Origin of the sequence: Lactococcus sp. DD01, from assembly GCF_001578715.1 — a bacterium.
GTDB classification, from domain to species: domain Bacteria; phylum Bacillota; class Bacilli; order Lactobacillales; family Streptococcaceae; genus Lactococcus; species Lactococcus petauri.
The window spans coordinates 696,551-721,757 of record NZ_KQ968939.1; the positions used below are offsets into that span (position 1 = coordinate 696,551).

At 39.0% G+C, this 25,207-nt stretch carries 26 protein-coding genes, 2 pseudogenes and 1 other annotated feature; of the genes and pseudogenes, 8 read left to right on the forward strand and 20 right to left on the reverse strand.

Annotated features, from left to right (window positions below):
- The 7 genes from LACDD01_RS12020 to LACDD01_RS03395 all read right to left on the reverse strand — a co-directional run.
- A partial coding sequence (locus LACDD01_RS12020; RefSeq protein WP_082779261.1) for a hypothetical protein occupies nt 1–379 on the reverse strand: 379 nt, incomplete at its 3' end.
- A 232-nt stretch (nt 380–611) separates the two neighbouring features.
- Nucleotides 612–2,078 (reverse strand): helix-turn-helix domain-containing protein, encoded by a 1,467-nt coding sequence (locus tag LACDD01_RS03370; RefSeq protein WP_061413208.1) that lies wholly within the window; start codon nt 2,076–2,078, stop codon nt 612–614.
- Between the two features lie 158 nt (nt 2,079–2,236).
- Nucleotides 2,237–3,448, reverse strand: coding sequence for a chloride channel protein (locus LACDD01_RS03375; protein ID WP_061413209.1), 1,212 nt, complete (start codon nt 3,446–3,448; stop codon nt 2,237–2,239).
- 176 nt (nt 3,449–3,624) lie between these two features.
- Entirely contained in the window at nt 3,625–3,864 is a 240-nt protein-coding gene (locus LACDD01_RS03380) for a DUF896 domain-containing protein (protein WP_004257921.1), read from the reverse strand.
- A gap of 16 nt (nt 3,865–3,880) precedes the next feature.
- Nucleotides 3,881–5,914, reverse strand: coding sequence for a glycine--tRNA ligase subunit beta (glyS, locus tag LACDD01_RS03385; protein ID WP_061413210.1), 2,034 nt, complete (start codon nt 5,912–5,914; stop codon nt 3,881–3,883).
- Nucleotides 5,914–6,882: a glycine--tRNA ligase subunit alpha gene (glyQ, locus tag LACDD01_RS03390; RefSeq protein ID WP_019292765.1), complete on the reverse strand. Its 969-nt coding sequence runs from the start codon at nt 6,880–6,882 to the stop codon at nt 5,914–5,916. The genes glyS and glyQ overlap by 1 nt, the downstream gene beginning before the upstream one ends.
- Nucleotides 6,883–6,895: 13 nt before the next feature.
- On the reverse strand, nt 6,896–7,675 hold the full coding sequence (locus LACDD01_RS03395; RefSeq protein WP_019292766.1) for a formate/nitrite transporter family protein: 780 nt from the start codon (nt 7,673–7,675) through the stop codon (nt 6,896–6,898).
- Between the two features lie 317 nt (nt 7,676–7,992).
- Between LACDD01_RS03395 and LACDD01_RS03400 the strand changes: the two genes are divergently transcribed.
- Nucleotides 7,993–9,015: an alpha/beta hydrolase gene (locus LACDD01_RS03400; protein ID WP_061413211.1), complete on the forward strand. Its 1,023-nt coding sequence runs from the start codon at nt 7,993–7,995 to the stop codon at nt 9,013–9,015.
- Nucleotides 9,016–9,049: 34 nt separating this feature from the next.
- On the opposite strand, the pseudogene LACDD01_RS03405 reads toward LACDD01_RS03400, so the two are convergent.
- Nucleotides 9,050–10,072, reverse strand: a pseudogene (locus tag LACDD01_RS03405) (DUF475 domain-containing protein).
- Nucleotides 10,073–10,084: 12 nt separating this feature from the next.
- A pseudogene (locus tag LACDD01_RS03410) lies at nt 10,085–10,707 on the reverse strand (YigZ family protein).
- A 54-nt stretch (nt 10,708–10,761) separates the two neighbouring features.
- Between LACDD01_RS03410 and LACDD01_RS03415 the strand changes: the two are divergent.
- Complete coding sequence (locus LACDD01_RS03415) at nt 10,762–12,018, forward strand: ATP-dependent helicase ComFA (protein ID WP_061413212.1); 1,257 nt, start codon at nt 10,762–10,764, stop codon at nt 12,016–12,018.
- Nucleotides 12,015–12,659 carry a ComF family protein gene (locus tag LACDD01_RS03420; protein WP_061413213.1) on the forward strand — a complete coding sequence of 215 codons (645 nt, stop codon included), beginning with the start codon at nt 12,015–12,017 and terminating at the stop codon, nt 12,657–12,659. The genes LACDD01_RS03415 and LACDD01_RS03420 overlap by 4 nt, the downstream gene beginning before the upstream one ends.
- Before the next feature lie 2 nt (nt 12,660–12,661).
- On the opposite strand, the gene LACDD01_RS03425 is transcribed toward LACDD01_RS03420, so the two are convergent.
- From LACDD01_RS03425 to ald, 5 genes are all read right to left on the reverse strand, one after another.
- A complete protein-coding gene (locus LACDD01_RS03425; protein ID WP_061413214.1) occupies nt 12,662–13,123 on the reverse strand; it encodes a diacylglycerol kinase family protein in 462 nt (153 codons plus the stop codon).
- Nucleotides 13,107–13,595 (reverse strand): rRNA maturation RNase YbeY, encoded by a 489-nt coding sequence (gene ybeY, locus LACDD01_RS03430; protein ID WP_019293561.1) that lies wholly within the window; start codon nt 13,593–13,595, stop codon nt 13,107–13,109. The genes LACDD01_RS03425 and ybeY overlap by 17 nt, the downstream gene beginning before the upstream one ends.
- Nucleotides 13,596–13,604: 9 nt before the next feature.
- Entirely contained in the window at nt 13,605–14,078 is a 474-nt protein-coding gene (locus LACDD01_RS03435) for an NUDIX hydrolase (protein ID WP_019292774.1), read from the reverse strand.
- 1 nt (nt 14,079) lies between these two features.
- The gene (locus tag LACDD01_RS03440) at nt 14,080–15,039 is read right to left on the reverse strand and encodes a PhoH family protein (protein ID WP_004257953.1); all 960 of its coding nucleotides are present in this window, start codon (nt 15,037–15,039) and stop codon (nt 14,080–14,082) included.
- A gap of 119 nt (nt 15,040–15,158) precedes the next feature.
- Entirely contained in the window at nt 15,159–16,265 is a 1,107-nt protein-coding gene (gene ald, locus LACDD01_RS03445; protein WP_061413215.1) for an alanine dehydrogenase, read from the reverse strand.
- Nucleotides 16,266–16,863: 598 nt separating this feature from the next.
- Between ald and LACDD01_RS03455 the strand changes: the two genes are divergently transcribed.
- Nucleotides 16,864–18,036 carry a hypothetical protein gene (locus LACDD01_RS03455; RefSeq protein ID WP_061413217.1) on the forward strand — a complete coding sequence of 391 codons (1,173 nt, stop codon included), beginning with the start codon at nt 16,864–16,866 and terminating at the stop codon, nt 18,034–18,036.
- Between the two features lie 6 nt (nt 18,037–18,042).
- A complete protein-coding gene (locus LACDD01_RS03460) occupies nt 18,043–18,675 on the forward strand; it encodes an ATP-binding cassette domain-containing protein (RefSeq protein ID WP_082779262.1) in 633 nt (210 codons plus the stop codon).
- 99 nt (nt 18,676–18,774) lie between these two features.
- On the opposite strand, the gene rpmA is transcribed toward LACDD01_RS03460, so the two are convergent.
- The 6 genes from rpmA to LACDD01_RS03490 form a co-directional block, all read right to left on the reverse strand.
- Entirely contained in the window at nt 18,775–19,059 is a 285-nt protein-coding gene (gene rpmA / locus LACDD01_RS03465; protein ID WP_004257956.1) for a 50S ribosomal protein L27, read from the reverse strand.
- Nucleotides 19,052–19,396, reverse strand: a complete 345-nt coding sequence (locus LACDD01_RS03470; protein WP_004257958.1) for a ribosomal-processing cysteine protease Prp — start codon at nt 19,394–19,396, stop codon at nt 19,052–19,054. Before LACDD01_RS03470 ends, rpmA begins: the two co-directional genes overlap by 8 nt.
- A 3-nt stretch (nt 19,397–19,399) precedes the next feature.
- Complete coding sequence (gene rplU, locus LACDD01_RS03475) at nt 19,400–19,714, reverse strand: 50S ribosomal protein L21 (RefSeq protein WP_003136338.1); 315 nt, start codon at nt 19,712–19,714, stop codon at nt 19,400–19,402.
- 33 nt (nt 19,715–19,747) lie between these two features.
- Nucleotides 19,748–19,820, reverse strand: a sequence feature (ribosomal protein L21 leader region).
- A gap of 143 nt (nt 19,821–19,963) precedes the next feature.
- Nucleotides 19,964–20,872: a diacylglycerol/lipid kinase family protein gene (locus tag LACDD01_RS03480; RefSeq protein WP_061413219.1), complete on the reverse strand. Its 909-nt coding sequence runs from the start codon at nt 20,870–20,872 to the stop codon at nt 19,964–19,966.
- A gap of 90 nt (nt 20,873–20,962) precedes the next feature.
- Nucleotides 20,963–22,141: a DUF998 domain-containing protein gene (locus tag LACDD01_RS03485; protein WP_029345738.1), complete on the reverse strand. Its 1,179-nt coding sequence runs from the start codon at nt 22,139–22,141 to the stop codon at nt 20,963–20,965.
- A 2-nt stretch (nt 22,142–22,143) separates the two neighbouring features.
- Entirely contained in the window at nt 22,144–22,521 is a 378-nt protein-coding gene (locus tag LACDD01_RS03490) for a YwiB family protein (RefSeq protein ID WP_019292782.1), read from the reverse strand.
- A 200-nt stretch (nt 22,522–22,721) separates the two neighbouring features.
- Here LACDD01_RS03490 and LACDD01_RS03495 point away from each other — a divergent pair, with 200 nt between their 5' ends.
- The 3 genes from LACDD01_RS03495 to LACDD01_RS03505 all read left to right on the forward strand — a co-directional run.
- On the forward strand, nt 22,722–24,020 hold the full coding sequence (locus tag LACDD01_RS03495) for an HD domain-containing protein (protein ID WP_061413220.1): 1,299 nt from the start codon (nt 22,722–22,724) through the stop codon (nt 24,018–24,020).
- Between the two features lie 21 nt (nt 24,021–24,041).
- Nucleotides 24,042–24,854 carry a sugar-phosphatase gene (gene yidA / locus LACDD01_RS03500; protein WP_061413221.1) on the forward strand — a complete coding sequence of 271 codons (813 nt, stop codon included), beginning with the start codon at nt 24,042–24,044 and terminating at the stop codon, nt 24,852–24,854.
- On the forward strand, nt 24,847–25,207 hold a 361-nt coding region (locus tag LACDD01_RS03505; RefSeq protein ID WP_061413222.1), incomplete at its 3' end, for a hypothetical protein. The genes yidA and LACDD01_RS03505, both read left to right, overlap by 8 nt.

The window sequence follows — 25,207 nt, forward strand, 5'->3', positions numbered from 1 at the left end:
ATGAACCATCAACAGCTGAACGGCTATTAATATCACCTGCTTCTGGTCTATAGATGGTCCAAGTTCTCGACTCATGACGATCACCGCCTGCCACTTGTGTCCAGCCTGTCTGACCGCGTTTTTGATACTCCATGAACTCCGACAGACGAATTCTTGCCATGATGGGTTCTTGACCGTAATTTTCGACAAAGACATCCTTATTTTCTGTCTGACGGTGGAAGTAATCATGCACCCGAGCGCCAACTGGTGCTGGATTTTCCCGCAAACGGTCATTAATGGCTTGTTGGTTAAAGGCCGCAAAGGCAAAAGTGCCCCCAATCAAGCCAACCAATACCAAAAGGGCGATATTGCGCAGTCTGTGTTTTTTATCTGCATTCATAAGCTTCTCCTTCCTTCAAGGTAGAAAAAACTTAGAACTGTGGAACGGAAAATTACCGTCTGCTCTGCTCTTGAATTATAGACCATCACATTACCTCGTCAAGTGTTTTAGTTATTTAGGTAACTTTGTTAACATTTATATAATACAATTGTAATATTTTTCTTAGTAAATACAAAATCATATCCTCAGCAACACAAAAAGAGGGATATGTCCCTCTTGCTCTGATGTATTCTTAGTTTAGAATTGCTTTCTTTTGAAATTTGGCTTTTTTTAAGTTTTCGATGCGTGATAAGAGCTCTTCAAAGTCATACTCACTGGAAAACTCGGAAAGGACATAGACAAACTTTCGACTGTCATTTCTTTTACTTGAGATAAGCAAGTCATAGCTCTGTCCCTCATGGTAATGTTCCAGTTTTATCTTTTCCACTGCTCTGAGACGATTTTTAAGATAATGTTCCATGGGGATTTGATAGGCTGGAGTATCAGACAAGTCATAAGCCACTGTCAGTTGTTGGGCAGATAAAAGTTCCAGCAACATCAAAGCATTGCGATAGCCAAAGAGGAGTTCAGGCAAATCCTGCGTTTTGGGAATATAACTTAAGGCGATATCTTTGAGATTATCCAGCAAATCTTGAAAACTCTTATCGACCCATTTTTGCTCATGACTAAGCAAAGCTTCTTGGCTCTTTGTAAAGAGACTGCCATGGAAAAAGGCAAATTTATTATTGACTTGTGCCAGCTGATAACTGATGGCTTTTTCCTCTTCAAACCCTAAACGATGGGGACGATAGTGGTTCAACATACGTTCTCTTAAAGAAATATTCAAGAGAACGGTGGGAATTTTTTTACTGCGGAAAATATCAAAGCGGTAATAACTTTCCTTATCTAAGATGAAAAAAGACAGGAGAAAACTGTAGAAAAAGATTGTCTCACAATTATTCTTGCTCTGTTTATCATAAATGTATTGATAAAAAAGAGAGTCCAACAGCTGATAAAGGTGATCGTCTTGGTAGGTTTTCTTCATTTCCAAAGATTGAGTGACTTGGATATCTGTAAGTTTACGCCTTTTTTCTGTAATGGCTAACCAACGGTAAAGTTTATCTTGGCTGCTTGCCGAAAAGGTTACTTTTAAGGTTTCTTCGAGTTGCAAGATAAAATCAACTTGAAACTTCGTGACTTGAAGCAAGTCTGGGCGAAATGTAGGATGAAGCGAATCAAACAACAAGTAGTAAAAATAACGAATCTGGCTTTCTTCGCCCACCAGCTTATTATTTTTGATTTGAAGCTCAAACTCGGCTAAAAGTTTATTCAGCTCTTTTATTTTGCGGAACAAGGTTGATTCACTGACCAGTAAGGCTTCTGCTAGTTCAAAAATCATGTAATTTTTTTGTTCTAAAAGCAAGAGAAGTAAGCGATACTTAATGCTATCTTGGATTAAAAAGCTGATGACTTCATCTAAACTTTGAGACTCTACCATATTTAGGGCAAGTTTATTGTCCTGGCGCATCACTTCCATAGGTTTTCCCATCATCTGTCCCAGATAAGAAATGTCCTCTAAGTAGCTTTCAATCGAAGGTCGAGAGAGATTTACCCCCTCACACAGTTCTTGCGCGGTTATCTTATCCCGTTTGAGGACCAACTGACGTAGAATCTTAACCTGTATTTGCTCTTTTTTTTCAAGTAAAGCTTCGATATTCACAGCTGCTCCTCTTCTTTTCTAAGCCAACATTTTTCGTAGGCGTTTTCATATTCTCTTTCTATTTTATCACTTCGTTATATTTTGTGATTAAAAATTGCTCATTCTGGACATAGGAAAATAGACAATAAAAAGAATAAGACCAAAAGCCTTATTCTTTTTTAAACCTCCAAGTTAAGTTTCCCTTGTGCATAGATCGAAGCATTCCCATTGAGAATATAGGCAATGGTCACGATTGGCAGTATATATTGTACCGTACCAAAGCCAAAGACTTCTGCAGCAATGAAGATTGAAGCAAAATATGAGTTGGTTGCTGATGAAAAGACTGAAACATAGCCAGCAGCAGCGACCAAGCCAACAGGCAAGCCCAAAAGTAAGGCTAAGGTCGCGCCCAAACTTGCACCAATCGCAAAGAGCGGTGTTACTTCTCCACCTTGGAAACCGGCTGAGATACTTAAGACAGTGAAGAGCAATTTCAGAAGCCAATCATAGGCATTGATATGTTCTCCATTAAAACTCATCGAAATCAGATTCGTCCCTAGGCCTGCATAACGATCAAGATGGATGAAGATGAGACCCAAGCTCAAAATCAGTCCCATAAGTAAGATACGGCGATAAGGATTAGTGAGTTTATTTGCCATATAAGTCTTCATAAAGGCTAAGCCTTGCGCAAAGATGCGACCCACCAAGCCAAAGCAAATTGCCACAACGAGCAGCTTCAGAAGTACCAACGGATCAACATTTAAGTCGGTATTGACCGCAAAGGAAAATTTTTCTAAACCTAAAGCATGAGATGTCGCACTGGCCGCATAGGAACCAACCAAAGCTGGGAAAAGTGCGATATATTCAATCTTGCCCACCATCAGGATTTCAATAGCAAAGAAAGTTGCAGCAATCGGTGTTTGAAAGAGACCGGCAAAACCGGCTGCCATCCCCGTAATCAAAAGCACTTTTTGTGCTTCCTTGGAAGATAATTTCCCACCGACTGTATGACCAATCATGGCACCAATCTGGACAGCTACACCTTCTCGACCAACACTGGCACCAAAAAGGTGCGATAGCCAAGTTGAAAAGATAATCAAGGGCACTAAACGCTTAGGAATATCTTCTCGTCCTTTATTTCCCGCTTCAAAAATCAACCCCATTCCTTTTTGACTGTCTTTACCAAAACGTTGGTAGACATACACAATCAAAAGACCAGCTAAAGCCAAAAAAGGAAGAAAATACAAGGGATTTGCGTCACGTGTCTCCGTAATATAAATCAAGCCACGCCCAAATAAAGCATCGACAGCTCCGATGATTACCCCAATCACAAGAGCTAATACGGCATAAAGTACAGCCCATCTTGAGATTCCAATTTTTATATTTTTCATTAAAAGTAATTCCCCTTACCTGTATAATAATAGCAATAATGCAGAAATCAAAAAATTGATCCTGCCTAATAAAATGTTCAGGCAATTCCGCTGGGAATTGTCGTCTAACATGAGCTCCTTCAGGAGCAGATCTGGGAGCGTATTAAAAACAGGCCGAGCACAAAGCTCGACCACTTTTAATCGCGCATACCTTTGGCGCGTTGAATGTCTTTAAGCTTTTCTGGTGTGATGTCTTTGCCATCTTCATCCACCAATTTTACTGCTTCAACTTGACCGCGGAGATTTTCACGTACGCTATCAAGATAGATACGGCGCAATTCAGCACGTTCTGCAGTTTCGGCTTCTGTTAGTCCTTCTGCTTTGTGTTTACGTGCAAGTTCATTGATACGTTCCACTTGTTCATTTGTGATTGCCATAAGACCAATATCCTCCTTATTTTGTATTGATTAAACTAAAGTCAGCCATTGTTCCGGTAAGTGCTGACAGCTCTGTAAGCAAGGCCAGACGATTGTGACGTACTTTTTCATCTTCTGCCATAACCATTACATTTTCAAAGAAATTGTTAATGGCTGGAACACCTTTGTTGACAAGAATATCATATTTTTCAGAGGCAGACAAGTTTGCCCAACCTGCTTTAAGTTCTTCTGTAGCTTCGTAAAGCATGCCTTCAGCATCGTTCTCAAAGAGCTCAGAAGAAACCGTTCCGACATGATCGGCTTTTTTCGCCAAGTTGATCACACGTGAAATATTTTCAATAGCTGGTTTAAAAGTTTCTTCGTCCTTATGACTGTTAAGCATTGGCGCAATTTCCATCATATTAGCAATATCCATTGTATCTGCCGCAATTGTTGCTTCAACAATATCGTGACGGATTTTCTTATCCAGTAGAAATTTTTGCACACGCCCTTTGAGGAAATCAATAACTTGCTCTTTATTTTCATAATCAAGTGCGGCGATAAACTCAGAAAAGTCAAAGTGCCAGTTGAATTTCTCAATAATACGTGTCAATCCTTGCGCTGCACGACGCAAAGCGTAAGGGTCATTTGAGCCTGAAGGAATTAAGCCTGCGCTAAAGAACGAAAGAATGCTGTCGATTTTATCTGCAGCAGCCAAAACACTTCCGACAGCAGTTTCCGGCAAATCTCCTTCAGCAGATACCGGCATATAATGCTCACGAACTGCTGCTGCTACGTTGCCATTCTCTCCTGCAAGAAGAGCATATTTTTCACCCATAACGCCTTGAAGTTCATCAAATTCACCAACCATACCTGTCAAAAGGTCAAATTTGTAAATATCTGCTGCACGCGCCACATCCGTCTTTTCAGTTTCTGTCAGCTTGGCAATATCTGCCAGATGTGCTGCAATAGCTTTTGTACGAGCCATATGTTCTGTGATTGAACCGATTTTTGCATGGAAAGTTACATTTTCAAGTTTCTTCACAAGATCTGCAATTTTTAACTTTTGATCTTCTTTCCAGAAGAACTCAGCATCTTCCAAACGGGCAACCAGAACTTTTTCATTGCCTAAGATGACGTTTTTCATACCTTCAGCATTACCATTACGCACGGAGATAAAGTGCGGTGCGAGCTTACCTTCTGCAGTATAAACTTCAAAATAACGTTGGTTATCACGCATTGAAGTAACCAGAACTTCTTCCGGAACTGACAAATACTTTTCATCAAAGCTACCGACAAAAGCAGTTGGGTACTCGACGAGGTTATTGACTTCTTCAAGAAGTTCAACGTGTTTTTCGTCTGAAAGTTCAACTTTCCAGCCATGTTCAGCTGCAATTTTCTTGATTTGTTGGCTAATTTCAGCTTTACGTGCTCCAGCATCAACCATAACAAAATTATCAGTCAAAACTTTGGCATAATCTGTCGCATGTTCAAGTGTAAATACTTGGTTTGAAAGGAAACGGTGACCACGTGTTGTATTTCCTGCAGTCACATCAAGAATGTCAAAGGGAACCACTTCGGCATCTAGTAAAGAAATCATCCATTGGATTGGGCGCACGAAGAGGAAGCTATTATTTCCCCATTTCATGTAAGTTTTGAACTGCATTTTAGAAATGACTTCATCGCCAACTTTTGTCAATATTTCTTGTGCAGCTACGCCCGCAATATGTTTGTTTGCGAAATAGTAATCGCCCTTGAGGACCAATTCGTCAGGTGTTACGCCTTGTCCACGAGAGAAACCTTGAATGGCTTTTGACCAGTTTCCTTCAGCATCTTTAGCAATTTTAGCAGATGGACCTTTGACTTCTTCGTCCATTGCTTCGGAATTTTCAGCAAGTCCTTCCACCAAAACAGCCAAACGACGTGGTGTTGAAAATTTGCGGATAGCATCAAATTCTAAACGATTTTCATTCAAAAAGTCCGAAAGACGTTCTGCCAATTGATTGATTGCAGGTGTTACCAAGTGGGCTGGCATTTCTTCCAAGCCAATTTCGAGTAAATAGTTTGCCATTATTTTGCCTCCTGTTCTTCTGCCAATTGTGCCAGAACTTTTGTATATTTCCCTTTTTCTCCCAGATATTTCTCACGTAAGTCTTCATCTTTTAAAAGTGGGAAGCCAAGTTTAGCACGTTCTTCAATAAATGTTTTGGCAACTTTACGCGCCATTGTACGTACGCGGTGCAGGTAGCCAGCACGTTCAGTTACCGAAACTGCGCCACGTGCATCCAAAAGGTTAAAGGTATGAGAGCTCTTCAAGATAAAGTCATAAGCAGGGTGAACCAAACCTAAATCCAGTAATTTAAGTGCTTCTGCTTCGTACTTGTTAAACAAGTCTAAAAGCATATCTTGATCAGACTCTTCAAAAGCAAATTTTGAGTGCTCATATTCTGGTTCTTTGAAAATATCACCATAGAGTACGCCATTTCCCCATTCGAGATCGTAGACACTGTCAACTTCTTGAATAGCTGTTGCTAAGCGTTCTAGACCATAGGTAATTTCAGAAGTTACAGAATCCACTTCAATACCACCCACTTGTTGGAAATAAGTAAACTGTGTACATTCTTGTCCATCAATCCAAACTTCCCAACCAATACCGGCACAACCCATTGATGGATTTTCCCAGTTATCTTCAACAAAACGAATATCATGCTCCAAAGCATCAATCCCTAGGGCAGCTAAACTTTCCAAATAAAGTTCTTGGATATTTTTGGGTGAAGGTTTCATCACCACTTGAAATTGGTGGTGTTGGAAAAGGCGGTTAGGATTTTCACCATAACGTCCATCTGCAGGTCGACGTGAAGGTTGTACATAAGCTGCTGACCAAGGTTCCGGTCCATTTGAACGCAAGAAAGTATAAGGACTCATCGTTCCTGCACCAACTTCGTTATCGTAGGCTTGCATCAAGTTTGCACCTTGCTTAGACCAAAAAGCCTGCAAAGTCAGAATCATATCTTGAAATGATAATTTATTATTTGACATTTAATTCTCCTTATTATTTATTAAGTTCATTCATTTGGCGTTTATATCCAAGGAAGTAGAAACCAGCAACGAAAATCACACCACCAATGATATTTCCTGCATAGACAAGACTGAAATTGCGGATGAATTCCATCCATGTGGCGCCACCTTCAAAGATTGCAGCGGGGATGGCAAAAGCATTTGCCACACTGTGCTGGAAACCAATTGCAACAAAAGCCATTGTCGGGAACCAGATTACCATTACTTTTCCTGCTGCATCTTTGGCTCCGTAAGAAAGCCACATCGCAAGGCCTACAAACCAGTTACACCCTACTCCAGAAACCAAAGTCTGAAGCCAGGTTGCATTTATTTTCGAGTGCGCAACGGTGATTAATTCCTCACGATACACACCTGTACTTGTCAACCCAACAATGTGTGCAAAAAAGAAAGCCACAAAGAAGGCACCCAGAAGATTAAAAATAGTGATGACAATCCAGTTTTTGAGCAAATCTGAAAATTTTACTTTCTTTGCAAAGAAAGATACAGAAACAGCCGTCATATTAGATGTAATGAGCTCGCCACCGCCCATTAAAATAACAATCAAACCAATAGGAAACACTGCTGCACCGATGAAACTTGCCAAACTTCCAAAATCATCGACGACACTTGATATGACGCGGATATAAAGCAGATAACCTAAAGAGATTAACGCGCCTCCAATAAAGCCAAGTACAGCTTTTTCTAACATCGGTCGTTTGACCTTTTCTTGTCCATGGTGAATAGTTGCAGCCAATATTTCTGCTGGATTCATCATAATGTTCTACTCCTTAAAATAATATAAAAACCGCGCAATACACCTGTCCTAAGACAAAGGGTGCTATGCACGGTTCCACCTTTATTTTTTACTTCATTCGTATTGCGATGATTTTGGGCCATTTTAAATCTCGGCTTTCACTGTCCCGAGTCGCTTGCTTTACCTTAAAATTGTAGTCCTTTTTGCTGAAAATGTCAAGGCCAGACTTAAAGTTTTTAGTGTTTCCGATTGGAAGGGGCTAAAGAGAGATTCAGCTTGCTGAACCCTTTTTCAAAAATCATTTGCAACATGAAATAATTTGATATAATAAGTTCATCATGAAAAAATTATTTAAGGTTATAAGTTTATTGTTAGGCTTTCTTGTGGTATTAATATTAGGAGTGTTGCTGGTGTTTAATCTCTCCCCACGCCCTGGGGCTTTTGTGATTAATCGTCTTTTTGCTAAAAGTGGCGGAAAGATAACAGATCAAAATACCTATGAGTCCACGAAGAAAAAAGTCCTTTTGAAAAGTGACATCAGCTATAATTCAGACAAAAAAAGAAATACCTTTGACATTTACATGCCTCAAAATGCCAAAGGCCCTATTCCTGTAATTATCTGGGTTCATGGTGGTGCTTATGTCGGAGGAAATAAAACCGATGTTAAAGAATTTGCCACTAGGATTGCGCATGATGCTCAAGTTGCTGTTATCTGTCCTAATTATGCACTTGCACCTGATGCACAATATCCCAGCCAAATTCAGCAAATAAACGAACTAGTAGAAGACTTGCTCCATCGTCAAGCTGAATATCCTTCACTTGATTTCAATAAAATTATTCTTGGAGGAGATAGCGCTGGTGCCCAGATTGCAGCCCAATATGCGGCCATCCAAACCAATAAAGTTTATGCAAATGCATTAAACTTCAAACCCCTCCTCTCTCAGCAAAATTTAAAAGGAGTCATCTCTTATTGTGGCCCTGTAAACTTGCAGGAAAAGGCACATGATAAGTCAAATAATTTATTGCTTAAAGCTTTCACCAAAACTGTAGCTTGGTCACTCTTAGGTACAACAGATTGGAAAACCAATCCACATCTAAAACAAGCAAGCGTGGTTCCATCCGTAACAGAAAACTATCCGCCCACTTATATTACGGATGGAAATACTCTTAGTTTCGCTCCAGAAGGTGAAGCGTTGGCAAAGCGTTTAAAGGAGCTAAATGTTCCTGTATCCGAGCTTTTCTTTAATGATTCCAGTAAAAAAATTGGACATGAGTATCAATTTGATTACCGTACGAAAGAAGCACAGCTCTGCTACGAGCAAACACTCCAATTCATTCAAGAAATTACCCTACAACATTAAAAAAGCTGCACAAGAGGTGCAACTTTTTTGTTTTTTAATGTGTTCGATTGTAAATAATGCTTGAGATAAAGGATAACACGATAATAATCCCGCCAAGTAAACCTGTCACTGCCTCACCAATTTCCCAATGGATACTTGCCAAAATCAGAATGGCTAAGGTAAGAATCGCCCAATGCGCACCGTGTTCTAAATAAACAAGTTCATTCAGTGTTCCTTTTTCTACCAAGTAAAGAGTCAGTGAGCGGACAAACATTGCTCCGATAACACCTAGCCCAAGTAGGATAATAATAGGGTCTGAGGTAATGGCGAAGGCCCCAATAACACCATCAAAACTAAAGGAAGCATCAATAACTTCCAGGTAAAGGAAGAGCGAGAAAGCTGCTCTTCCCACAGCGTAAGTCGTCTGACCTGCTGTTTCGGTAGGCATGTGCTCGGTCATCATATCGCCAAAGCCATTCACCAACATATAAGTTACAATCCCCAAAACACCTGAGAATAGAACAGTGTGTGCATCAGCCGCGATAAATTCAGCAGTCAATAAAAGAACAAGCATTGAAATTATCGCATTTGCTGCAGGAAAATGACCAACCTGTTATAAGACTTTTTCGGGCAATTTTAGCCATGTATGTGCTCTTTGATCAAAGAAAAAACCAAGTGCAAGCATCAAAAGAAACATTCCACCAAATGCAGCGATTGAAGGATGCGCATGGTGTAAAATATAACCATAGGTCCCTGGAACACTGGGATCACCTTTTTCTAAAGCTAAGCGCATGGCACTTATCGGATCCAGTTTTGCGGAGACACCAACAATCAAAAGCGGAAAGACCAAGCGCATCCCCACAACAGCAATTAAAATCCCCACCGTCAAAAATATTTTACGCCAAGCATGGCTCATACGCTCCAAAATACGTGCATTAACAATAGCATTATCCATGGAAAGTGAAATTTCCAACACTGCTAGGATAGCTGTAATCATTAAACCATCCCATCCGGCGTAGAGGTAAGCGATAATCAACGCAATAATACTAACAATAAACGAGCTTCTAAAAATTTTCATAAATCCCTTTTTCTAAATATCAACTTCCACCAGTTGCTTGTCCCCTTTTGCCGCGGAAATTTTTCCACTGAACTGTTCAACCAAATTGTCCAAAAGTTGCTCTGTCTTATCCAAGTCAACAAAGAGCTTGACCGTAACATCGGAGAGAAATTCACTCTCTGAGATGACTAAGCCTTGGGAACTTAAAAAGCGCTGTAGCCCGTCATAATTCCCATAATCAAGAGTCAAGATTAATTGCTCCTGTGTGACAAATTTGACCAAACCAACCTGATCTAGAGCATGGCCAACACTCCCCGCATATGCACGGATTAAACCACCAGCACCGAGTTTAATTCCCCCAAAATATCGAGTCACAACTGCACAAACGTTGGTAATTTCTCTTTTCTTAAGAATTTCCAACATAGGTACACCAGCTGTACCAGAAGGTTCGCCATCATCACTTGAACGCTGGATCTCCTGACGGTCGCCTAAAGTAAAGGCGGAACAATTATGATTCGCCTTATGATGCTCTTTTTTATTTCAGAAATAAAAGCTCGTGCTTCTTCCTCAGTATAAACGCGCTTCAAATGGCAAATGAAGCGCGATTTTTTGATTTCTTCTTCTGCAATGAAATCCTCTTTTATGGTAATTGTCATAAATAAATTTTATCAAAAATAGTGAAAACATGCGACTTTTTTCGTCTTAAAGGTATGAATGAATTATATGGTAGACTCCTTTTACAAAAAGAGTTGTCGAAAATCCCAGACAAAGCAACACTTTTTGATAGTATGCACGATATTTCAAAAACAGTGATTATGTGCAATCGCTGCGGTAAAAAAAGTAAGAAAAAAGAGGGCTTACTCCCCGTTGGTGCTTATTATTGTCCCTATTGTATTCAGATGGGACGTGTTCGCTCGGATGAAAAACTTTATCACCTTCCTCAGGAGGATTTTTTAGCAGCTTCTTTTCTAAACTGGCAGGGAAAACTCACAGCCCCTCAGCAATATATATCTGATACTCTAGTCAAATTACATCAGCAACAAAAAACGGTGCTGGTGCAGGCTGCCACGGCTGCAGGAAAAACTGAAATGATTTATCAGATGATTGATAACACCCTTAAAAAAGGAAAAGCTGTAGGTTTAACTAGTCCTCGTATTGATGTCTGTCTAGAACTCTACTATCGCTTAAAGCGAGATTTTTCTTGTCCCATCTCGCTTTTACACGGAAAAAGTGAGAAATACAGCCGCTCGCCACTCGTAATTGCGACGACACATCAGCTTATGCGTTTTCGTCATGCCTTTGACTTAGTCATTCTTGATGAGGTTGATGCTTTTCCATTTCCAGATAATGACATGCTCTCTTTTGCACTGACTCAAGCTCGTAAACCTTCTTCAAGCTTGATTTATCTTACTGCAACAACCACCAATAATTTGGAAAAACAAGTCAAGTTGGGGCAAATCGAAAAGTTACAACTTCCCCGACGTTTTCATGGTTTTCCATTGGTACTCCCGCAATTTTTTTGGCAGAGCAAGTTTTACAAAATGGTCAAAAAACAACGCGAATCTGGTTTCCCATTACTTATCTTTGTCCCTGAAATAAGACTGGGAGAAAAACTGAGCCAAGACTTACAGAGTAGTTTTCCTCATGAAGAAATTGCCTTTGTTGCTTCAACGAGTCTTGAACGCTTAGAGGCTGTGGAACGTTTTCGTCAGGGCAATATTTCTATCCTTGTCTCAACGACTATTTTAGAACGTGGTGTAACTTTTCCTAAGGTTGACGTTTTTGTATTTCAAAGTCATCACCATAATTTCACAAGATCAAGCCTCATCCAAATTGCCGGACGAGTGGGTCGAAGTACCGAAAGACCTGATGGCAAAGTGTTTTTCTTTCATTTAGGAAAAACAACAGCAATGTTGGAAGCTTATAAAAACATCAGAAATATGAATAAGGCAGGAGGTTTCCAATGATTTGTTTGCTTTGCCATACTGAATACACTATTGAAGCCACTTTCCATCAACTTTTTCTCTTAAAAGACTCTTCTCCCGGGCTTTGTACAACCTGTCACAATAAGTTTCAACTAATTACTCCACCTTATTGTAGCCGCTGTTATAAGCCAGACATAAAGGACGTCTGCTCTGACTGCAAGATTTGGGAAAAGGAGGGCATTATTGTAAATCATCAAGCTGTCTTTACCTATAATACAGCCATGGAAGAATTCTTTAGTCGTTACAAATTTTTGGGAGATTATCGCCTACATCATGTTTTTCACAAATATTTTCAAATAGAAAAAGAATATACGATTGTTCCAATCCCCGTGAGTAAGCAACGCTTTCAAGAGAGAGGTTTCAATCAGGTCGCTGCGCTCCTGCAGCAACTTCCTTTCAGTTCTCTTCTGGAAAAAGAAGAAGGTCCTGCACAAAATACACGTACCAGAAATGAACGTCTTAAAAACAAAAATACCTTTACTTTAAAAGCAAAGGTAAAAGTGCCAGATAAAATTTTACTAGTGGATGACGTTTATACTACCGGTCGAACGCTCCAACATGCTATAGCTGTCTTAAAACAAGGAGGGGCTCAGGAAATCAAAACCTTTTCCTTATGCCGTTGAGTTTAAAAGAAAAGATGCCAAATTTTAGGTAAGAAGATAAACGCAGCAACAATCACGGCAAAACCAGAAATGACTAAAACAGCTCCTGCAGCCATATCTTTGGCTCTTTTGGCGCGCAAATGAAATTGGTAATCAGCAGCCAAATTAACCACATTCTCAATAGCCGAATTGAAGAGCTCTGCCATAAAGACTAAAAAGATGGCAAGAAAAAGGAAAAGCCACTCAAATTCTTGAATTTGCAAAACAACACCTAGGATCAAAGCCAACACACCAGAAAGCGTATGCTTGCGCATATTTCTTTCTTCTTTAAAAGCTGTCCAGATACCCGTAATTGCGAACTCCATGCTGGAAATAACATTCGTATTTTTCCAACGTTTACGCTGGGTATTCTCTGGGACTTCACCGTCCGCAAAGTCTTCCTTATTGAAAATTTTTACATCTTTTTCGTTATCTTTTAAGTCCATAAGCAGTCAAAATCTCCTCCTGAAGTCCGAACATTTCTGCTTCTTCTTCTGGAGAATAATGATCGTAACCATTAATGTGTAAGAAGCCATGAACAGCTAACCAGCCATATTCACGTTCAAGGGAATGCCCATAATCTGCTGCTTGCTCGGCAGCTTTATCGATTGAGATAAAGAGTTCACCAATAAAAGGATCAAGCTCCTCCATCAACTCTTCTGGAATATCCATATCTTCATCAAAGAAAAACTCATCTTCATCAGGCTTATATTCAAGCGAAATAACATCCGTCGGTGCATCTTTCTCTCTATATTCCAGATTAATTTCTTGTGAGCGCGCATTATCAACGAAAGTAACAGACATTTCTTTTGAGTCGGCAAGCTTTATATAATCTGCAGCAAAGCTTAATAACTTTTCAGTTTGCTCAATAATTTCTTTTGAAACTTTTCCTGTTTCATCAACTAATTCTATATACATTCTTTTCCCTTATATATTTTCGATGTTCTCTCTCATTTTTTTCGCAAAATCTAAGAGCGGTGTTCTTGTTGAAGGCATAATATTTTCTGGCAATTGGTCAAATGCAAACCATTGTGCATCCAGAACTTCGCTTTCTTCAAAAACCATTTGACCTGAAAAATCATTGCTGACATAAACAGTATCTACAATATGAACTTCATCACCATTTGGATAGCAAAAATGCTGTTCCTCTCCAGAACATACGGTAAATAGCTCCATGTTTCCTACAGTCAAACCTATCTCTTCAAAAAGCTCTCTGCTCGCAGCTTCTTCTGCTGTTTCTCCAGGTTCGATTGAACCCCCATGATAAGACCAACACCCTGTATCCTTACGTTTCTGAAGCAAGATTCCATCTTCATTATAGATAATTATGCTAGCACATGCAACAACAAGTGGGCGCGGGCCCAATATTTTACGTAAGTCGAGAACATAACCTTCAGACATCTCACTCTCCTTTTTTCTCGTAAGCATTAATAATTTGAGCTACAACAGGATGACGAACGACGTCCTTAGCTGTAAAGTAGACAAAATCAATACTATTTAAACCAGAAAGTTTTTCTTTTGCGTCAATCAAACCAGATTTAGCCTTAGCCGGCAAATCAATCTGTGAAATATCACCATTGACAATCATTTTTGAGTTGAAGCCCAAACGTGTCAGGAACATTTTCATTTGCATCGTTGTTGTGTTTTGCGCTTCATCCAAGATAACAAAGGCATCATCTAAAGTACGTCCACGCATGTAAGCTAAAGGTGCAATTTCAATGATCCCACGCTCCATCATACGTTCCGTTGCATTTTTTCCTAAAATCTGGAAGAGTGCATCATAAACAGGGCGCAGATAAGGATCTACTTTTTCTTGCAAATCTCCCGGTAAGAACCCCAGATTTTCACCAGCCTCTACAGCCGGACGTGTCAAAATAATGCGTTTCACCTGACCATTACGCAATGCTTGGACTGCCATAACGACAGCCAAAAAGGTTTTCCCGGTCCCAGCAGGACCAATGCCGAAGACGACATCATGCTGCTTCACACTGTCTACATAGAGCTTTTGCCCCACATTTTTTAACCGAATTGGTGTACCAACAGCATCTTTAGTGAGCTCGATTTCATAAAGTGTAATGAAATTTTCGATATTATCTTCAAGCACCATTTTAACTGCAATCATCGCATCAGAGCTATGGACAGGTAAACCACGAGAAATCAAAACTAAAAGAGCCTGTAAAACTTTACGTGCTTGCTCAGGCGCTACTTCATTATCAGCAAAAATCTGTACGCGCTCCCCGCGATAGTTTATATCAACAGCAAGTTGAGATTCAATCAACTGTGCATTTTTATCCTGTGAACCAAAAAGTAAAACTGCATCTTCTGGATTTTCCAACTTAAATTCTACGGAATGTCTAGCCAAACAAATACCTTCCTGTTCTTTTATTTATAATCTTTGTCTCATTATACCATATTTCAAGGTTTATACGCTTCCATACCTTTCATGCAAGCAAAAAGATCATTGGGAAGCCCCAATAATCTTTACTTAATTTTTGTATAAGGAAGCCCAATCGAATCAGCCAACGCAGGCGACACTATTTTTCCTTTATAGACACTCATACCAGAGCGAAGCGATTCACTAAGATTAAGTGCTTTTTCTAAACCATTGTCGGCAATCTGCTTCAAGTATTCTATATTCCCTTTAGACATTACCAAAGTTGAAGTACGGGGTGTCGCCCCTGGCATATTTGGCACTGCATAATGAATGACATTGTGTCTTGTAAATACCGGTTCTGCATGATTCGTTGCGTGATCAATAGTTTCAACCGTCCCTCCTTGATCAATAGCGATATCAACAATCACAGCACCTGGTTTCATTGATTTGACCATATACTCTTTCACAAGCTTTGGTGGTTTAGCCCCAGGAATCAGAATTGTTGAAATAAAAACGTCTGCTTTTTTTATGTGCTCTTCAAGTGCTTCGGTTGTTGACTTGACGACCTGCAGCTTTTTACCCGCATAACGCGTTTCCAGCTCTTGAATACGTGTATCACTCAGCTCTAAAATAAGGACGGAACAACCAATACTCAAAGCAATATCTGCTGCATTTTCAGCTGCAGTACCACCACCAAATATAACGATATGTCCTGCCTCGATACCACTTTCGGGAATGCCTGGAAGTAGAATTCCTTGTCCCCCGTGTTGTTTTTCCAGATAATATTGTCCAATATTAACGGCACGTCGTCCCGCAATTGCACTCAGGGGTTTGAGTAATGGAAAAGTTCCCTCCGTAGCGATATTTTCAGCCGAAAAAGCAGTCACCTTCATTTCTATCATTTTTTCAACACAAGCTTTATTTGCAGGTAAATGTAAAAATCCCCAGATGATTTGTCCCTCTTTAAGGTATTGATATTCTTCCTCTAAGGGCTCTTTTACGCGAACCATCATTTCTGCTTCCCATGCTTCTTCACGTTCCACTATCTTGGCCCCCGCTGCGATATACTGCTCATTTGGAAAACCAGCACCAAAACCTGCATTATTTTCAACATATAGCGTATGCCCGGCCTCTACCAAAAATTTTACATTTTCCGGCGTCATTCCGACACGTGCTTCCCCTTGTTTCAAGTCTTTTACTACACCAATTTTCATTCTTTCCTCCTTCAATGCAACTCAAAATTATAGAGTAAATATACCATAAATAAAGTGCTTAAATTATAGAAAGGGAAAATAACACTATCTTTTTAGAATAATAAGATATTTATGTTTTCTATTCTACAAGATATATTTTTAGTGAAAAGTAAGATGTATTTACGTCTTATATAGTGTAAGGCAAAAAAGATGTTAGGCATTGAAAGGAGGCACTCAATATAACATCAATATTTATAGAAAAAGGAGTAAATTACATGTCAAGCAAAAAACTAAAAAAACTGCTTATTACTGCTCTTGCACTCACGTCAGGTCCTGCTTTAGTACAAGCGAATGACGTTCAAAGGCCTGCACCTCAAGTCTGGGTAGGAACTGTTGTTCGACAAAGAGTATACAATGTCAGAGGAAGTCTTCTACAGACACATTACCGTGAATTAAGGGTCAGAAATGGCTATAGAGTCAGAGTAACACCTTTCTATCTTAACAGAAACAGAACGCGTTACTATCAAGACTACATTTATCATACTTACTAAGCAAATGAAAAAATGGTGAGAGGGAAAATAGCATATGTTTCCCTTCGTTCTTTTCATGAGGAAAAAATATGTTTATACTAAAAAAATTTGTAAGCAGTAATAAAAATAAAGTCCTGATTTCCTTACTGTTCATCGGCCTAATCTTTCAGTTTGTTGCTTTTAAAACTGTAGGAACTCATCCCCCTAATGGTTTAGGATTGGAAGATACAACACAGGAAAATATCAAAGCCAGCAAAAAAAGTATCAGGGAACTCAAAAGTTTTATTGAATCTGGAGATCCTCCAGAAAACGCTGAAGAACTCTTAAGAGAACTCAATGATGAGTTAAAGTTAGATAAGGCAAAACTTCAAGCATTAGAAGTAAATAATTACAATGAATTCTGGCGTTTAGATAACCTTTATAATGAACAAAAAATTAAAAAGTTAGAGGAAGCACAAAAAAATGGTGAAGAGGTTCCTTTTGGTGGAGGATATGAGTATTTCAAGGCAACTTCCAAATGGTACCACCAAGTCCTAGACAGTGGGCAAGACTTTACTCAAGCTCCAGGGGTAAACCCATCCAGCATCGGCGCTGCCCTCTATATTTTGATTGGCTTAGGTGGACTTTATGGTCTAATCCTGCTGACTTTTATCTGTGGAGACACCTTGGCAATGGAGATGCCAAACGGTTTGCGCTATTACCATTTGATGAAAAAGGATAAAAAAATGCTTCATTTCCAACATCTATTTATCCCTGCTGGCTTTGTACTCCTACTTATTCTTTCTGCCTTGCTGGTTTTTGCGCTCATCGCTGGACTCCAGTTTGGCATGGGCTCTTGGAACTTTCCTAACTTTGTCGTTGGGGCGATTTATGATGTATTTCAGGGCGAGGAGTTGCTCTGGCGCCTGCTCTATCTGCTTCTGGCCATCCTATTTATTACAAGTTTAGGTCAGCTCCTCTCACAGTTTATCAGAAAAGCTTATATTCCTTCAGCGATTATCGCTTTACTGCTGGTCACTTATTCTGTTATCCATACGCATGAAGCGATGAAAACAATCGTTAAATGGATCCCTTTAACCTACTTAAACATTAATACTGTCTTGCAGTTTTCCAACGGTGAAAATTCTTGGCCAACTTCTGGGAACTTTCTCTTTGAGAGAGACTCCCTCTGGATTGGTGCTCTTGTACTCCTCTCTTGCAGTATTCTTTTCTATGGTATCAGCCATATCTTATTCACAAAGTACATCTATAGAAAGGCCTAGTAACTTATGAAACTTATAATAAATAATCTAACAACCTGTACGCTGAGTAACATATGTCTCACACTTGATAAACCAGGTCTTTATGGTATTATCGGTCGAAATGGCACAGGAAAATCTACGCTTTTCACGGCAATTAATAAGGAAATGAACTACGAGGGAGATATTCAGATTTCTGATGGCTGGCATCAAGGTAGAGTTTCATATGTTGCGACACTTGATATTTTTGAGCCTAATCTTAGAGCAATCGATTATATTAAGGTTTTGACAAAGACAGAGCTAAAAAGCGCAGAAAAATACATGCCCTTATTTTCTGCTTCACGCTTCTTTAAAAAACCAATCAAAAAATATTCTCTCGGAATGAAAGAAATACTGGCTTTCATTTACACTGTAAGCCTTGAAGCAGACCTTATCATTGTCGATGAGCTGATGAATGGGCTTGACAATGCGATGCGTGCCAAAGCCTTCCAAATCTTAAAAGAGCTTTCCAAAACAAAAATCATTCTGCTTACCTCCCACATCTTAGAAGAGGTGGAAAAATATTGCGACCAAGTCTATTTTCTTTCAAAATATGGTTTTGATGATGTCCTAAATTTTAGGGAGGCACACAAATTAATCCAGGAAACTCAAGTATTTATGTAAAGAAAAGACATGAATCTGTCCCTCCAGAGTGGGCTTTCCTCATTGTCTTTTCTTTTATATTTATAAAAAAAGCCTCTCCGAAGAGAGACTCGTTTACCATTATTTAGCTACTGCTGGGTAAACTGAAACGTGTTTTTTACCACGTTTCATTTCAAATTTAACGTGTCCTTCGATTTTAGCGAAGAGAGTGTCATCGCCACCACGACCAACGTTAGCACCTGGATGGATATGTGTACCACGTTGACGGAAAAGGATTGAACCGCCGCTTACAAGTTCACCGTCAGATGCTTTAGCACCAAGACGTTTAGCTTGTGAGTCACGACCATTAGAAGTAGAACCCCCACCTTTTTTGTGGGCGAAGAGTTGCAGATTAAGTTCAAGCATTATATTGCCCTCCATTTTCAATTTTAAGTGTAATGTATTGGCTGTAATTATTTGATACTTCTCGCATAGCATTTTCAAACGCTTGGAGAAGTGTTTGAGCCAATTCGCCTTGTCTTTCAGGAGTACTCAAAGGTATTTCAACATAAAGATAACCATCTTCCATATTGGCAATAGGTTTAATCTTTGCCATTTCATAGAGATTATTTGCTGTTGTAATTGACAACACACTCACAGCTGCACAGACCACATCGTGACCATATTCACCTGATTCAGCATGTCCAGAGATTTCATAGGAAACTATTTTATCTCGCTTTGTCCTGATAACCGCTTCAATCATGCCTTAAGCGTTGATTGATTTGATAACAACCTTAGTGTAAGGTTGACGGTGACCTTGTTTACGGTGTGAGTGTTTTTTAGGTTTATATTGGAAAGTAACAACTTTCTTTTGTTTACCATGTTTTTCAACTTCACCGACAACTGTTGCACCTGAAACGAGTGGAGCACCAACTTTAGTAGTAGCACCGCCGACAAGAACAACTTCATCAAAAGTTACAGTTTGACCAGCTTCAACGTTAAGTTTTTCAACGTAGATAACTTGTCCTTCTTCAACTTTGACTTGTTTACCACCAGTTTTGATGATTGCGTAGTTTGACATTGTGATTCCTCCTTGTTAGATTTTGTGCCGTAAAACGACTGTAAGACTCGCCTTGGACCGTGAGCTAATGCTACTTAAACGGTACCTCGTGCGGTTGTACTTTATGGGAGACCACAAAGACAACTATATAAGTATAACAGAAAATATTCTTCAATTCAAGTGGAATGCAAGTTTTTTTTACTTCAATTTGTCATTTACAGTTAAGTTTGCATTCATCAGGTGCTTTAAAGATAATATAAGATAAAGTACTTATTTAGGAACCACCGTAGTCAAACCTTTGCGGTATACCGTTATGTCTAGTGGAAGTGGCGAGCTTTTATCTCCGTCAATTCTTGAATAAGGAATATCTTGTTTTTTATTAGATTGGGCACTTATTTCTAAGTGATCTGTGTCAAAATAAGTAATTTCCATAAAATCTTCGAGTTGGCCCTTGCGTAGCTTATTAAGATGGAATAAAATTTTGAGTAAATTAATCTCCTTCAACGAATACACTCGGATAAGACCATCGTCTACCTTAGCATCAAGAGATAAAGCCTGTCTTCCGCCAATCGTATCGGTCATCGTAATTAATAATAATTTCGTTTTTAAGGCTTTTGTTTTGCCATTATATTTGAGCTCGATACGGTAGCTTTTATTATGGCGAATAACTTTGTAGGCATCCTTCAAGTAAGCAAAGGGTCCAAATTTTTTCTTTTCTGAGCTGCTCACATTTTGAGCGATATCTGCCAATATTCCCAAGGTTAAGCTGGAAATCATATAATCATCGTTAACTTTAGCAATATCAAATTTTTGCAACTTCCCCTCATTGAGATTTTGCAAGGCAGCTTCTATATTCTGAGGAATATGGAGTGATTTTGACAAGTTATTGACTGTACCATTGGGAACGATACCTAAGATAGATTTGCTTCCTCCCTCAAATACGCCTCCACATACTTTATTAATCGTTCCATCTCCACCAAGTGCCACTACAAGATCTGTGTTTTCTTGACTTACTTTTTTTGCTAAACGTACTGCATCTTCTGGGCTATCTGGATTGATATATTCCACATGAGAGGCTTTATTTTCTTCTTTTCCAAAAAAATTTTTAATTGTATTTAATACTTCGTTTTCGTCATTTTTTCCTGATTTTTCATTATAAAATACTTTTACTTCTTTCATTTTGACCTCCCTATCGTCTTTATTTTACCATAGCTTTTACTTAAGGTAAAAAAAAGCTGCTCTGCTTTTGGTATATGAAAAAACCACAGCTTATTTTTCTGTGATTTTTTCTACGTCTTTTACGATATCAACTTGATAAACGACACGTGGATTAAACAATATCCTCACTAATGTATTAATCAAGAGCATGATCCATGCAAAAGATAAGCTAAAGGAAAGAATTTCAAAGGCAGTTAAGTTCAGATAATAGAGCGGATGCCATAAGAAGTAACCAAAAACTATCAAACCTGCTAAACCATAAGAAATGCGGTACATGTTTTTATCTAAGTCTGGTAAAAACCAGCGAATTCCTAAGATTGATAAACTCATAAACAAAACAATGAGCTGAGCCGCCACATCGTGCATAATGTGCGCCAAACCATCACCATTATTAGGAATCAGGCCAACCAAAGCGATAGAGATGGCACATAAAGTTAATAAGATTTGCAATATCATAAATCGTATACGATGCCCTAATTTTTCACGAATCGAGACAAATATATAATCAAATAAAGCAATCATCAAGGCAGCCGAAACAACCAAAGTCATATTAAACTGCAAGCTTGTGTTGGATTCACTCGTTCCTAGCAGGCTGAAGTTCTTTTGCCACCAGTATTGGTTATTGTTGGCGGCCATACTTGCGACAAGTCCACCAACAGAAACCATAATAAGCATATTAATCATCATTTGGATGGAGAATGTGTCTACAGCAAAAATTAACAGGTAATTTAAAATTCCAGAAAAAATAGCAAAAATCAACATTGAAGTAAAAACATCAAAACTCAAGCCATAAAAAAGCTGATTCAAGAACCAAAATAAGGCAACTAATCCTAAAGTGACGATAATAAAAACAGAAAGAATAACAGAGGGAAAAGTTCGCCAGTACACGCGCGGTAACATGGTATGATAAAGCTCTTTCCGCTTTTTAATAAAAGCAATGATGAAAGATGTTAAAGCGATTGTATTAGCAATAACTAAAACGCCAGTTGAGATTGAGGCTGTCCCCGATAATTTAATCTGACTCAGCCCCATCACCTGACTGGCAACAAAAAAGAGGAGTGTGCTAAGCGCTGTGGGGATTAGAAAGACCCGCGCTGCCTCTTCTCTCTTGTTGGGGGTTTTAGCACGTATGGTGAAGCTGTTTTTATTATTTTCAACGACTTCAATTTCTTTTTCACCTGACAACTCCAACTGGTCGTACAGTTCCTCAGGGAGTAATATTTTTTTCATCTTTAACTCAATTTCCAATCAATTCTCATTCGATACTCCCCGATCGGGATATCATTTTGAGCTAAGCGGTATTTCAATTTCACATGTTTTAACTCTTCATTCATATGAAAACCATCTGTCAAAATCTCCAAACGTCCCAAACCTTCATAAAGAGTATGCGTTGGAAGTTCTTTGTGAAAACGCATGACAACCGGTTTATCAGCATAACGTGTCATACTCAACTCTTTGTCATCAAACTTTATCAAGACTTTTTCTTCTTCAGCATTCTTATAATATAATGCAATTTTATTCCCTAACTTTTTAACATCACCTTCAAAAGTTTCACGAATAAATTCTTCTTGTCCATCAATAACAATACGGTTCCGAATAGTAATTTCCATAACTGTTATTTTACTATAACTTGCCTTATTAGTAAAATGGCAATTTATGTTAATTTCGGTTATAATTATATTACAGTAATGCAAGAGTTTTCATTAAGTTAGAGTCTCTCTTGAAGACTCTTTGTCGAAAAACTTATCTTGAAACCACAACTTGTTCAATTACGTCAAGATAATTGCATGTAAAATGCAAAGGAGGTTGTATGACACAGCTCGAAAAAGTTTTTCGTGACCCCGTCCATGATTATATTCATGTCGAAAACGAAACAATTTATGATTTAATTAACACTGCAGAATTCCAGCGTTTACGTCGTATAAAACAACTTGGAACTTCTTCATACACTTTTCACGGAGCCGAGCATAGTCGCTTCTCTCATTGTATGGGAGTTTATCATATCGCTAAAACAATCACTGAATGGTTCACTAAGCGTTATCCTGAAGCTTGGAATCCAGAAGAAAATTTAGTTACACAATGTGCAGCTTTATTACATGATGTCGGTCACGGTGCTTATTCTCATACGTTTGAAGGCCTATTTGGCACAGATCACGAAGCCATGACACGTGAGATTATTACCTCACCAGCTACTGAAATCAATGCGGTTTTACGCAAAGTAAGTCCTGACTTTCCTGAGCAGGTCGCTTCAGTCATTTCCCATGACTATCCTAACCCACAAGTGGTGCAACTTATTTCCAGTCAAATTGATGCAGATCGTATGGATTACCTCTTAAGGGATGCTTACTATACCGGGGCAGTCTATGGACAGTTTGATTTGACTCGGATTCTGCGTGTAATTGCGCCTCATGAAGATGGAATTGTCTTCAGAATTTCTGGTATGCATGCCGTTGAAGATTACATTGTGAGCCGTTACCAAATGTACATGCAGGTTTACTTCCATCCGGCAAGTCGCTCCATGGAAGTCATTCTCCAAAACTTGCTGAAGCGGGCTAAATATTTATACCAATTTGATCACGATTACTTTGCGCAAACAAGTCCTTGTTTAGTTCCTTTCTTTGAGAATAAGCAAACTTTGCATGATTATCTCGCCTTGGATGATGGTGTAATGAATACCTATTTTCAAACATGGATGGCTAACGAAGATGATATTTTGTCTAAGCTTGCTCAGATGTATATCAACCGCCATCTTTTAAAATCCTTAGAGTATAATCAAGGGCAAGAAGAACAGCTGGATCTTTTTAACTCAGATGCTTCGCTTTTGGACAAACTGCGTGATCAAGTGGAAAAAGCTGGCTTTGACCCACAATACTTCACGGGAACAAACAGTAATTTCGATCTTCCTTATGACTTTTATCGTCCCAATTCGAATAAACCACGAACACAGATTGAAATTTTACAAAAAGATGGTAGCCTCATTGAGCTTTCCGAGGTCTCTCCTATTGTGGCAAGTTTAGCGGGCACCATTCACGGGAACAGCCGCTTTTACTTTCCAAAAGTAATGTTGGAGAATCCTGAATTCATTACCTTTATGCAAACCAACCTTTAATTAGAAAAGAGAAAAAATAAAATGATTAAACTTATCGCTATTGACATCGATGGTACACTATTGGACCCGGAACGTAAAATTACGCCAGAAGTTAAGCAGGCAATTGCTGAAGCTAAAGCTGCTGGAGTTAAGGTTGTTATTACAACAGGTCGTCCACTTATGGGTGTTCATGATATTCTGGAAGAACTTGAATTGACGGATTATAGTGATTATGTCATCACTTATAACGGTGCTTTAGTGCAACGTGCGACTGGCGAAGAGTTCATTATGGAAACCTTAGAAGCTGAAGATGTTCTTGATATTGATGCTGCAGCTCGTAAAATCGGTGTACATATGCATGCCATTACTAAAAAAGGAATCTACACAAGTAATCGTGACATCGGTAAATATACTATTCACGAAGCTTCCTTGGTTAATATGCCTCTCTATTTCCGTCAGCCTGAGGAAATTGCAGCACTTGAAGTTGCAAAAGTAATGATGATTGATGAACCTGAAATTTTAGACAATGCTATCGCCTACTTGCCTTTTGAATTTTTCGAGCGTTATAACATGGTCAAATCAACTCCATTTTATCTTGAATTTATGAATAAAAAAGCCAGCAAAGGAAATGCTGTATTGCACTTAGCTAAAAAACTCTTCCTAGATGTGAACGAGTTGATGGCAATTGGTGATCAAGAAAATGACCGTTCTATGTTGGAAGCTGTTGGCAACCCAGTTGTCATGGGCAATGGTAAAGAAGAGCTGAAAAAAATTGCCAAATATGTCACAAAATCTAATGCTGAATCTGGTGTCGCGCATGCCATTAACGAATGGGTTTTGAAAGATTATGAATAAGCTTGCTGAAGAAACCTTTGGTCAGAGTGTCCACTTTTGGTATGACAGACTTCCGCTTTATAAAGATGGGGCCTATGCAAAAGAACTCGAATTTTCTGACCAACTTAAAACTGTTCTTTTACTGGTAAACGATGATTTCCATAACAAAGAAGCGCTTGAATATTTCTGGTATATCTATGGTAATGAACAGACACAGGATGCTCTGCATGAAAAGGTACGACCAAATATTATGATTCGTTATCAGTCAGGGGAATTTTTCGTGCGCATGAATATTGCCGATGCGGATTTTGCTTTATCTTTGGAGCGCGTGCTTGCTTTTGAAACAGAACTCAAGGAACAATTAAAAAAAGCAA

Coding starts and splice junctions, on each gene's coding strand:
- LACDD01_RS03375 (WP_061413209.1), bottom strand. CDS start 3,448: ATGAAAAATATAAAAATTGGAATCTCAAGATGGGCTGTACTTTATGCC.
- LACDD01_RS03380 (WP_004257921.1), bottom strand. CDS start 3,864: ATGGCAATCACAAATGAACAAGTGGAACGTATCAATGAACTTGCACGT.
- glyS (WP_061413210.1), bottom strand. CDS start 5,914: ATGGCAAACTATTTACTCGAAATTGGCTTGGAAGAAATGCCAGCCCAC.
- glyQ (WP_019292765.1), bottom strand. CDS start 6,882: ATGTCAAATAATAAATTATCATTTCAAGATATGATTCTGACTTTGCAG.
- LACDD01_RS03395 (WP_019292766.1), bottom strand. CDS start 7,675: ATGATGAATCCAGCAGAAATATTGGCTGCAACTATTCACCATGGACAA.
- LACDD01_RS03400 (WP_061413211.1), top strand. CDS start 7,993: ATGAAAAAATTATTTAAGGTTATAAGTTTATTGTTAGGCTTTCTTGTG.
- LACDD01_RS03415 (WP_061413212.1), top strand. CDS start 10,762: ATGAATGAATTATATGGTAGACTCCTTTTACAAAAAGAGTTGTCGAAA.
- LACDD01_RS03420 (WP_061413213.1), top strand. CDS start 12,015: ATGATTTGTTTGCTTTGCCATACTGAATACACTATTGAAGCCACTTTC.
- LACDD01_RS03425 (WP_061413214.1), bottom strand. CDS start 13,123: ATGGACTTAAAAGATAACGAAAAAGATGTAAAAATTTTCAATAAGGAA.
- ybeY (WP_019293561.1), bottom strand. CDS start 13,595: ATGTATATAGAATTAGTTGATGAAACAGGAAAAGTTTCAAAAGAAATT.
- LACDD01_RS03435 (WP_019292774.1), bottom strand. CDS start 14,078: ATGTCTGAAGGTTATGTTCTCGACTTACGTAAAATATTGGGCCCGCGC.
- ald (WP_061413215.1), bottom strand. CDS start 16,265: ATGAAAATTGGTGTAGTAAAAGACTTGAAACAAGGGGAAGCACGTGTC.
- LACDD01_RS03455 (WP_061413217.1), top strand. CDS start 16,864: ATGTTTATACTAAAAAAATTTGTAAGCAGTAATAAAAATAAAGTCCTG.
- LACDD01_RS03460 (WP_082779262.1), top strand. CDS start 18,043: ATGAAACTTATAATAAATAATCTAACAACCTGTACGCTGAGTAACATA.
- rpmA (WP_004257956.1), bottom strand. CDS start 19,059: ATGCTTGAACTTAATCTGCAACTCTTCGCCCACAAAAAAGGTGGGGGT.
- LACDD01_RS03470 (WP_004257958.1), bottom strand. CDS start 19,396: ATGATTGAAGCGGTTATCAGGACAAAGCGAGATAAAATAGTTTCCTAT.
- rplU (WP_003136338.1), bottom strand. CDS start 19,714: ATGTCAAACTACGCAATCATCAAAACTGGTGGTAAACAAGTCAAAGTT.
- LACDD01_RS03480 (WP_061413219.1), bottom strand. CDS start 20,872: ATGAAAGAAGTAAAAGTATTTTATAATGAAAAATCAGGAAAAAATGAC.
- LACDD01_RS03485 (WP_029345738.1), bottom strand. CDS start 22,141: ATGAAAAAAATATTACTCCCTGAGGAACTGTACGACCAGTTGGAGTTG.
- LACDD01_RS03490 (WP_019292782.1), bottom strand. CDS start 22,521: ATGGAAATTACTATTCGGAACCGTATTGTTATTGATGGACAAGAAGAA.
- LACDD01_RS03495 (WP_061413220.1), top strand. CDS start 22,722: ATGACACAGCTCGAAAAAGTTTTTCGTGACCCCGTCCATGATTATATT.
- yidA (WP_061413221.1), top strand. CDS start 24,042: ATGATTAAACTTATCGCTATTGACATCGATGGTACACTATTGGACCCG.